This window comes from Mycobacterium nebraskense (assembly GCF_002102255.1).
GTDB classification, from domain to species: domain Bacteria; phylum Actinomycetota; class Actinomycetes; order Mycobacteriales; family Mycobacteriaceae; genus Mycobacterium; species Mycobacterium nebraskense.
Map to the genome: position 1 here is coordinate 22,050 of NZ_LQPH01000152.1, position 9,606 is coordinate 31,655.

Annotated in this window: 8 protein-coding genes; 4 read left to right on the forward strand and 4 right to left on the reverse strand. The window is 69.3% G+C overall.

Annotated elements, in window-relative coordinates; translation table 11 throughout:
* Positions 1 to 317 precede the first annotated feature (317 nt).
* Complete coding sequence (gene ileS / locus AWC17_RS22285) at positions 318 to 3,443, forward strand: isoleucine--tRNA ligase (protein ID WP_046184338.1); 3,126 nt, start codon at positions 318 to 320, stop codon at positions 3,441 to 3,443.
* Positions 3,444 to 3,687: 244 nt separating this feature from the next.
* On the forward strand, positions 3,688 to 5,097 hold the full coding sequence (locus AWC17_RS22290; RefSeq protein WP_046184334.1) for a DNA polymerase IV: 1,410 nt from the start codon (positions 3,688 to 3,690) through the stop codon (positions 5,095 to 5,097).
* Here the strand turns inward: AWC17_RS22290 and AWC17_RS22295 are convergent.
* Complete coding sequence (locus AWC17_RS22295; RefSeq protein ID WP_047322993.1) at positions 5,062 to 5,988, reverse strand: asparaginase; 927 nt, start codon at positions 5,986 to 5,988, stop codon at positions 5,062 to 5,064. The two genes, AWC17_RS22290 and AWC17_RS22295, sit on opposite strands and share 36 nt — an antisense overlap.
* Before the next feature lie 70 nt (positions 5,989 to 6,058).
* Here AWC17_RS22295 and lspA point away from each other — a divergent pair, with 70 nt between their 5' ends.
* Both lspA and AWC17_RS22305 read left to right on the forward strand, forming a co-directional pair.
* Positions 6,059 to 6,640, forward strand: a complete 582-nt coding sequence (gene lspA, locus AWC17_RS22300) for a signal peptidase II (protein ID WP_082123192.1) — start codon at positions 6,059 to 6,061, stop codon at positions 6,638 to 6,640.
* Complete coding sequence (locus AWC17_RS22305) at positions 6,637 to 7,563, forward strand: RluA family pseudouridine synthase (protein ID WP_046186507.1); 927 nt, start codon at positions 6,637 to 6,639, stop codon at positions 7,561 to 7,563. Before lspA ends, AWC17_RS22305 begins: the two co-directional genes overlap by 4 nt.
* Here the strand turns inward: AWC17_RS22305 and AWC17_RS22310 are convergent, their stop codons facing one another.
* The 3 genes from AWC17_RS22310 to AWC17_RS22320 form a co-directional block, all read right to left on the reverse strand.
* Entirely contained in the window at positions 7,564 to 8,322 is a 759-nt protein-coding gene (locus AWC17_RS22310; protein WP_046186512.1) for a class I SAM-dependent methyltransferase, read from the reverse strand.
* A 21-nt stretch (positions 8,323 to 8,343) separates the two neighbouring features.
* Positions 8,344 to 8,967, reverse strand: coding sequence for a lysozyme inhibitor LprI family protein (locus AWC17_RS22315; protein WP_046186508.1), 624 nt, complete (start codon positions 8,965 to 8,967; stop codon positions 8,344 to 8,346).
* A 112-nt stretch (positions 8,968 to 9,079) separates the two neighbouring features.
* Entirely contained in the window at positions 9,080 to 9,490 is a 411-nt protein-coding gene (locus AWC17_RS22320) for a group I truncated hemoglobin (RefSeq protein WP_046186509.1), read from the reverse strand.
* Between the last annotated feature and the right edge of the window lie 116 nt (positions 9,491 to 9,606).

Below are 9,606 nucleotides of genomic sequence, written 5' to 3' on the forward strand. Positions count from 1 at the left end.
GACAGCGACCAACCAAGGCTCCAAGGGGCTACCCGGCCGCAGGTGTTTCCTGAGGCCAGGTAGCCCCTTGGGGTCCTTAGCCTGAGTAGAATCGAGCCATTGGCGTTGATCCGGCATCACCGGGGAGTCTTCGGAAGAACAGCCGGCCTGGCTCAGTAGAACCGAACGGGTGGGCCCGTCACAGCCTCCAACGAGCGGCCACGCGACAGCGTGGCAAGCGGGGTGGTACCGCGGCGCTCGCGCAGGCAGCGCGTCGTCGTCCCCAATAGGCGCTACCAGTGCCCAACGGCACTGAGGCACAGGAGACGACGCACCACGTGACCGATAACGCTGACGTCAAGGCCTATCCGAAGCTGGCCGGCGGCGCGCCCGACTTCCCGGCTCTCGAACTCGAAGTGCTCGACTACTGGGAGCGCGACGACACGTTCCGGGCCAGCATCGCGCGCCGCGACGGCGCCCCGGAATACGTCTTCTACGACGGCCCGCCGTTCGCCAACGGGCTGCCGCACTATGGGCACCTGCTCACCGGCTACGTGAAGGACATCGTCCCGCGGTATCGCACCATGCGCGGCTACAAGGTGGAGCGCCGTTTCGGCTGGGACACGCATGGGTTGCCCGCCGAACTCGAGGTCGAGCGCCAGCTGGGCATCAACGACAAATCCCAGATCGACGACATGGGGATCGCCGCGTTCAACGACGCGTGCCGCGCTTCGGTGTTGCGCTACACCGACGAGTGGCAGGCGTACGTCACCCGCCAGGCCCGCTGGGTCGATTTCGACAACGACTACAAGACGCTCGATCTGTCTTACATGGAGTCGGTGATCTGGGCGTTCAAGCAACTCTGGGACAAGGGCCTGGCGTATGAGGGCTACCGCGTCCTGCCGTACTGCTGGCGCGACGAAACCCCGCTGTCCAACCACGAATTGCGCATGGACGACGACGTCTACCAGAGTCGCCAAGACCCCGCGCTGACAGTCGGATTCAAGGTGGTGGGCGGCGCGCTGGATGGTGCCCACCTGCTGGTCTGGACGACGACACCGTGGACCCTGCCGTCGAACCTGGCGGTCGCCGTCAACCCCGACGTCACTTACGTCGAGGTCCGGTCCGGCGACCATCGTTTCGTGCTGGCGCAGCCGAGGCTGGCCGCCTACGCGCGCGAGTTGGGTGAAGAACCCGAAGTACTGGGCACCTACCGCGGGGCCGACCTGCTCGGCACGCGATACCTGCCGCCGTTCCCGTATTTCATGGACAGTCCCAAGGCTTTTCAGGTCCTGCCGGGGGAGTTCGTGACCACCGAGGACGGCACCGGAATCGTGCACATGGCGCCCGCCTACGGCGAAGACGACATGGCGACCACCGACAAGGTCGGCATCGTGCCGGTCACGCCGGTCGATTCCAAAGGCCGCTTCGACGCAGGAGTCCCGGATTACCAGGGGCAGCACGTCTTCGACGCCAACCCGCACATCATCCGCGACCTGAAGAACGCGACCGGCCCGGCGGCGGCGAACGGCGCGGTGTTACTCCGCCACGAGACCTACGAGCACCCCTACCCGCACTGCTGGCGGTGCCGCAATCCGCTGATCTACCGGGCGGTGTCGTCCTGGTTCGTCACGGTCACCGCATTCCGCGACCGCATGGTCGAACTCAACCAGCAGATCACCTGGTATCCCGAACACGTCAAGGATGGCCAATTCGGCAAGTGGCTGCAGGGCGCCCGCGACTGGTCGATCTCACGAAACCGCTACTGGGGCAGCCCCATTCCGGTGTGGAAGTCCGACGACCCGGCCTACCCGCGCATCGACGTCTACGGGAGCCTCGACGAGCTGGAGCGCGACTTCGGGGTGCGGCCCACCAATCTGCACCGGCCCTATATCGACGAGCTGACTCGGCCCAATCCCGACGACCCGACCGGTCGCAGCCGGATGCGCCGCATCCCCGACGTGCTCGACGTGTGGTTCGACTCGGGCTCCATGCCGTATGCGCAGGTGCATTACCCGTTCGAGAACCGCGACTGGTTCGACAGCCACTACCCGGGCGACTTCATCGTCGAATACATCGGCCAGACCCGCGGCTGGTTCTACACGCTGCACGTGCTGGCCACCGCGCTGTTCGGCCGGCCTGCCTTCAAAACCTGTGTCGCGCACGGGATTGTGCTGGGTTCCGACGGGCAGAAGATGAGCAAGTCGCTGCGCAACTACCCGGACGTGTCCGAGGTGTTCGACCGCGACGGCTCCGACGCCATGCGGTGGTTCCTGATGGCCTCGCCGATCCTGCGCGGCGGCAACCTGATCGTCACCGAGCAGGGGATCCGCGAGAGCGTGCGCCAGGTCCTGTTGCCGCTCTGGAACGCCTACAGCTTCCTGGCTCTCTATGCGCCCAAAGTAGGTACCTGGCGCACCGATTCGCGACAGGTGCTGGACCGCTACATCCTGGCCAAGCTCGCCGAACTGCGCGACAACCTCACCCGCGAGATGGACACCTGCGACATCTCCAGGGCTTGCGAGCATCTGCGCCAGTTCACCGAGGCGTTGACGAATTGGTATGTGCGCCGGTCGCGTTCGCGGTTCTGGGAGGAAGACGCCGACGCCATCGACACCCTGCACACCGTGCTCGAGGTGACGTCGAGGCTGGCCGCGCCGCTGCTTCCGTCCGTGACCGAGATCATCTGGCGCGGTCTGACCGGAGGCCGGTCGGTGCATCTCACCGATTGGCCTGATGCGGAAGCGCTGCCCGCCGACCCCGACCTGGTCGCCGCGATGGATCAGGTCCGCGAGGTGTGCTCGGCCGCGTCGTCGCTGCGCAAGGCCAAGAAGCTGCGGGTGCGCCTGCCGCTACCGAAGTTGACCGTGGCGGTGGACAATCCACGACGGCTGGAGCCGTTCGCCGACCTGATCACCGACGAGCTCAACGTCAAGGGCGTCGAGCTGACCGACGCGATCGACACATACGGCCGGTTCGAGCTCACCGTCAATGCCCGGGTGGCCGGGCCGCGGCTGGGCAAGGACGTGCAGGCCGCGATCAAGGCGGTGAAGGCGGGGGAGGGCGTCGTCAACCCCGACGGCACGCTGACCGCGGGTCCCGCGGTGCTGCAACCCGAGGAGTACAGCTCGCGGCTGGTCGCCGCCGACCCGGAGTTCACCGCGGCGCTGCCCGACGGGGCCGGGCTGGTGGTGCTCGACGGCACCGTCACCCCGGAGCTGGAGGCCGAGGGTTGGGCCAAGGACCGGATCCGCGAGCTGCAGGAGCTGCGCAAGTCGACCGGCCTGGACGTGTCCGACCGGATCTCCGTGGTGATGGCGGTACCGGCCGAGCGGGCGGACTGGGCGCGCACGCACCGCGACCTGATCGCAGGTGAGATCCTGGCCACCCGTTTCGAGTTCGGCGAACCCGCCGACGGCGTCGACATCGGCGACGGTGTGCGGGTGAGGATCGCCAAGGCCTGAGTGGTCGTCACACCGGACACGTCGGCGACTGGGCGGAGTGAGCACCGAAGTGCCCGCCTCGGAGCGACAACGCGCGCCGCGCGGCGGAGGCACGAGGAATTGTCGCTCCGAGGCGGGCACAGCGACAAATGGTCGGACGCGCCCGATCGGATGCAACCCCGTCCGGTGTCGTGCCCCTTGACCGCGCGCCACGGGGTCCTCGACGTCCCTGCCGAAGGACGCTAGACCAATAGCATTTTGATTTGTGGAGTCCCGTTGGGTGCTGCACCTGGACATGGATGCGTTCTTCGCCTCGGTCGAACAACTCACCCGGCCGACCCTGCGGGGACGGCCGGTGCTGGTCGGCGGCCTGGGCGGCCGTGGCGTGGTGGCCGGGGCGAGCTACGAAGCCCGCGTCTTCGGCGCTCGTTCGGCCATGCCGATGCACCAGGCCCGCCGCCTGATCGGCGTGACCGCGGTGGTGTTGCCGCCCCGTGGCGTGGTGTACGGGGTGGCCAGCCGGCGAGTCTTCGACACGGTGCGCAGCGTGGTGCCGGTGGTCGAGCAACTGTCCTTCGACGAGGGCTTCGGCGAACCGCCCCACCTCGCAGGCGCGTCCGCCGAGGACGTCGAGGCGTTCTGCGAGGACCTGCGGCGACGGGTTCGCGACGAGACGGGCCTGATCGCCTCGGTCGGCGCCGGCTCGGGCAAACAGATCGCCAAGATCGCGTCCGGCCTGGCCAAGCCCGACGGCATCCGGGTGGTCCGGCGCGCCGAAGAGCGTTCACTGCTCGGCGGGTTGCCCGTGCGGCGGCTATGGGGCATCGGCCCGGTCGCCGAGGAGAAGCTGAATCGACTCGGCATCGAGACCATCGGCCAGCTGGCCGCGCTGACCGACGCCGAGGCCGCCAACATCCTGGGCGCGACAATCGGGCCGGCGCTGCACCGCCTCGCCCGCGGCATCGACGACCGCCCCGTCGCCGAGCGCGCCGAAGCCAAGCAGATCAGCTCCGAGTCCACCTTCGCCGTCGACCTGACCACCCTGGAACAGCTGCGTGAGGCGATCGACCCGATCGCCGAGCACGCTCATCAACGCCTGCAGCGCGACGGCCGCGGCGCCCGCACCGTCACGGTGAAGCTGAAGAAATCCGACATGAGCACGCTGACCCGTTCGGCCACGTTGCCGTATGCGACGACCGAGCCCGGTGCGCTCGTCGCGGTGGCCCGGCGGCTGCTGCTCGACCCCCGCGAGATCGGGCCCATTCGCCTACTGGGCGTGGGCTTTTCGGGGTTGAGCGACGTGCGCCAGGAGTCGCTGTTCCCCGACCTGGACCTGGCGGGGGAGACGGAGGACCACCCCGCAGAAACCGTGGCGACCGCGGCCGAGGCCATGTTCGCCCCGGCGGCCGAGGCCGACTTGGGTTGGCGGGTGGGAGACGACATAGCGCACCGCGAACTCGGGCACGGCTGGGTGCAGGGCGCCGGCCACGGGGTGGTCACCGTCCGGTTCGAGACCCGCAGCTCGGGTCCGGGCCCGGCCCGGACGTTCCCCGCCGACACCGCCGAACTGACCAGAGCCAACCCGGTCGATTCCCTGGACTGGCCGGACTACCTGGGCGCGCTGCAGGCCAACGCGCCGTCAGCCCCAGCGGGCGATGACGTCGCCGACGGGTAGCTTCGCGGCCAGCGCGGCCATCATCAGCACCCGCGCCTGCGGCGGTCGCAGCCGGGGCACCATCACCGCGCCGGCGGCCACCATCTCGTGCCCGGGCCCGTAGCTGGCACCGACCCGCCCGCCCGGGACGCGGGTGGACACCGCGACGGCGACCCCGGCCCGGCAATGCCGGGCCACCGCGTCGACCACCGCGTCCCCGGCGTTGCCCGACCCCAGCGCCTCGAGCACCACGCCCCGCGCCCCGGCGGCCACGCACGCGTCCAGGGCCACCCCGTCGCTGCCCAGGTAGGCGGCGACGATGTCCACCCGTGGCGCTCCCGCCGCGTTGAGACCGCCGAGCTGGGGCCGCGTCTTGGTGCCGGCCAGCGTGACACCGCCGGTCACCGTGCCGATCAGCTCACCGGCGAAGCCGCTCAGGTCGTTGGTCGCCACCTTGGTCAGGCCCAACGGCTGCAGCACCCGGCCGGCGAAACACACGAGCACACCCAGGCCACGGGCGGCGGGGCTGCCCGCCACGGCAAGCGCGGCGCGCAGGTTGGCCGGGCCGTCGGCGTCGGGGGCGTCGGCGCTGCGCATCGCGCCGGTGAGGACCACCGGGACGTCACCGTCGTGGGTGAGCTCGAGCCACAGCGCGCTCTCCTCCATGGTGTCGGTGCCGTGGGTGACCACGACGCCGTTGGCGCCGCCGTCGATCGCCGCCCGCACGGCGCCGCGCATCCGGTCCCAATCGGCCGGCACCAGCTGGGAGCTGTCCAACGCCAACACGTCGACGACGTCGACGTCTAGACCGGCCGCCAGGTCCGCCGCGCCATAAGCAGGACGGTGCACGCCGTCCGCGCCGGTGCCGGTCGATATCGTGCCTCCGGTGGCGATGACAGTGAGCCGGCCCATGGTGAGATCATCGCGCACGCCAACCGCGAACATCGGCCGGCCCGCGTCCGCATTGGGGGATGATGTGAGAGTGCCCGAGGAACCCACAGGATCGACTGAGCCCGTGACCTCAACCGACAAGGCTGAGGACGCCGCGGCGACCGACCCGCAGCGGCCACCGAGGCGGCTGCGCCTGCTGCTGTCGGTCGCGGCGATCGTCTTGGCCCTGGACATCGTCACCAAGGTGCTCGCCGTCAAACTGCTGCCCCCCGGCCAGCCGGTACCCATCATCGGCGACACGGTGACCTGGACGTTGGTGCGCAATTCCGGTGCGGCGTTCTCGATGGCGACCGGATACACCTGGGTGCTGACGCTGATCGCGACCGGCGTGGTGGTCGGCATCTTCTGGATGGGACGGCGGCTGGTGTCGCCCTGGTGGGCGGTCGGGCTGGGGATGATCCTCGGGGGCGCCATGGGCAACCTGGTGGATCGCTTCTTCCGGGCGCCCGGACCGCTGCGGGGTCATGTCGTGGACTTCTTGTCGGTCGGCTGGTGGCCGGTGTTCAACGTCGCCGACCCCTCGGTGGTCGGCGGCGCCATCCTCCTGGTGGTGCTGTCGATCTTCGGCTACGACTTCGACACCGTGGGCCGACGTAAGGCCGACCAGCGTTGACCGACCGTTCCATGCCCGTCCCGGAGGGGCTGGCGGGCATGCGCGTGGACGCGGGGCTGGCGCGCCTGCTGGGACTGTCCCGCAGCGCCGCGGCGGCCCTGGCCGAAGACGGCGGGGTCGAACTGGACGGCGTGCAGGCGGGCAAGTCTGATCGGCTGACCGGCGGTGCGTGGCTGCAGGTTCGCCTGCCCGAGGCGCCGGCGCCGGTGGAGAACACGCCCGTCGACATCGAGGGCATGACGATCCTGTATTCCGACGACGACATCGTCGCGGTCGACAAGCCCGCGGCGGTGGCCGCGCACGCGTCGGTGGGCTGGACGGGACCGACGGTGCTCGGCGGCCTGGCCGCCGCCGGTTACCGGATCACCACGTCCGGCGTGCCTGAGCGGCAGGGCATCGTGCATCGCCTCGACGTCGGCACCTCCGGGGTGATGGTGGTGGCGATCTCCGAGCGCGCCTACACCGTGCTCAAGCGGGCGTTCAAACAGCGCACGGTCGACAAGCGCTATCACGCGCTGGTGCAGGGGCATCCGGACCCGTCGAGTGGGACGATCGACGCGCCGATCGGGCGGCACCGCGGTGGCGAGTGGAAGTTCGCCGTCACCAAGGATGGCCGGCACAGCCTCACCCATTACGACACCATCGAAGCCTTTCACGCCGCCAGCCTGCTCGACGTGCACCTGGAAACCGGTCGCACGCACCAGATCCGGGTGCACTTCTCCGCGCTGCATCACCCGTGTTGCGGTGACCTCGTCTACGGAGCGGATCCGAAACTCGCGAAAAGGCTTGGGCTGGAACGGCAATGGCTACACGCCCGCTCGCTGTCATTCGCCCATCCGGCGGACGGGAGGCGGATGGAGATCGTCAGCCCCTACCCGGCCGATCTGCAACACGCGCTGGACGTGCTGCGCGCCGAGGGCTGATCACCCGGGCTTGCGCGCCTCGACGAGGAGCCGCACGGAGTGTGCGACGAAGGGCCCGTCGGCCTCGATGCGCTCGTGCAGTTCGCGCAGCCGCTCCCGGTAGGCGTCGACCGTGAAGTCCGGCACCGTCCAAATCACCTTGCGCAGGAAGTAGATAACGGCGCCGATGTCGAAGAACTCGGCGCGCATCCGCTCCATGCGCATGTCGACGACGTCCATCCCCGCGGCCCGGGCCTCGCCGTTCTGGACGTCCGGGTGTAACTCGGCCCATTTCTCCGGCTGCGGCCCGATGAAGTATTCGACCAGCTCGGCCATCGTTGCGGGCCCGATCTGCTGGGCGAAGTAGGTGCCGTCCGGCCGCAGCACCCGGGCGATCTCGGCCCACCGCACCGCGATGGGATGGCGGCTGGTCACCAGGTCGAACGCCGCATCGGCGAACGGCAGCCGCGGCTTGTTCCCGGTCACTACAACCACCACGCCGCGGGGGTGCAGGCGTTGGGTGGCCAGTGCCGCGTTGGGCGGCCATGATTCCGTCGCGGCCATCGTGGGCGGAAACCGCTCGGCTCCCGCTAGCACCTCGCCGCCGCCGGTGTCGATGTCGCACGCGGCGGACGCGCTCGCCAGCCGCCGACTCATTTGACGCTGGTAACCCCACGACGGGCGTTCTTCGGTGGCCCGCCCGTCCAGCCAGGAAAAGTCCCAACCGTCGACGGGGGCAGCGTCGGCCTCCGCCACGAGGTCGTCGAATGTGCGACCCATGTCGAGCATGCTAGGCACGGTTCACGGCGCGCGGCAGACGAATTTGGTGCCGTTCAATTCGAGCTTGACCTCGCCCTGGTGCTCCCAGTATTCGGAGCCTTGCCGGCCGTACCTGGCGCCGCTGCCGGAAGGCTCGAGGAAGAGGATCTGCTCGTTGCCCTTCCAGTTGAGCACCGCCGTGGGCGGATCGAACTGGTTGTAGAACTGCGCGGTCAACGGGCCGGCGTCGGCGGGGCATCGGTAGGTGACGACGGGCGGGGTCACGGTGGCGGGGTCGGCGATGGCCAACTGGACCAGCCGCGTCTGGTAGGCCTCGACCAGGCAGGTGCGCATCTCCGGGTTCTGTGCGCAACCGTCGCGAGCGGTCGCCCATCGGTCCTGCCCGGCCGTCAGCGCGGCCTGGTCCGCGCCGGGCCGGGCAACGGCCTGTTGGTAGGAAGCCTGCAGGCGGTGGTCGAGGTCGGTCAGGTGCGGGTCGCCGCACACCAGCTGCTGGGCAGCGTTGGCCGGTTTGGCGCAGTCGAGCGCCGCCGCGGCCGACGGGGTGGTGGTCGTCGGCGTGGTGGTGCTGGCCGACGGCGGGGTGGTTTTCGCCCCGCAGGCGCCGAGCACCAGGGCCGCAACGATGAGGGCGAGCAGTCGCATACGTGCTGACTACCGGTTGCGGGGCGCACGCCGGGCGCGACACGCCGAGATTGCCGTCATGGTCGTGGTGGCGGCCCCGACCGCAACCGTCGTGGCAATCTCGGCGGAACCGTCAGACCGTGGCCTTGTTGGCCTCGCCCGTCGCGATCTCGGGAGCAAGCGGCGCGACGGCGCCGATGATCTCCGGCACGGTCTCGGACGGGACCCCGGCGGCGGCGAGCGCGTCTGACAGGTGCCCGCCGACCAGGTTGAAGTGGTGCATGGTGATCCCGCGGCCCTGATGCACTTGCTTCATCGGCGCGCCGATGTAGGGCTCGGGACCCCCGAGGGCGGCGGCGAAGAACTCCACCTGCCTGCCTTTGAGGAGGTTCATGTTGGTCCCGGTGAAGAAGCCCGAAAGTTGGTCGTCGGCAAGCACACGAACGTAGAAGTCCTCGACCACGACTTCGATCGCCTCGTGCCCGCCGATCCGGTCGTAGATGGTGACCGCCCGTGGTTTGCGGAAGCGTGCCAGAATTTTCATAAGCTCGATTGGAACATTTCGGGGTTGCCCGCCAGTTAGCCTCGATTTTGCATGGTAGTTGGTGTGGGCTGGGTCTGATGCCGAGTTGTGGTGCGGGGTGGTGATTTTCGTGTGGC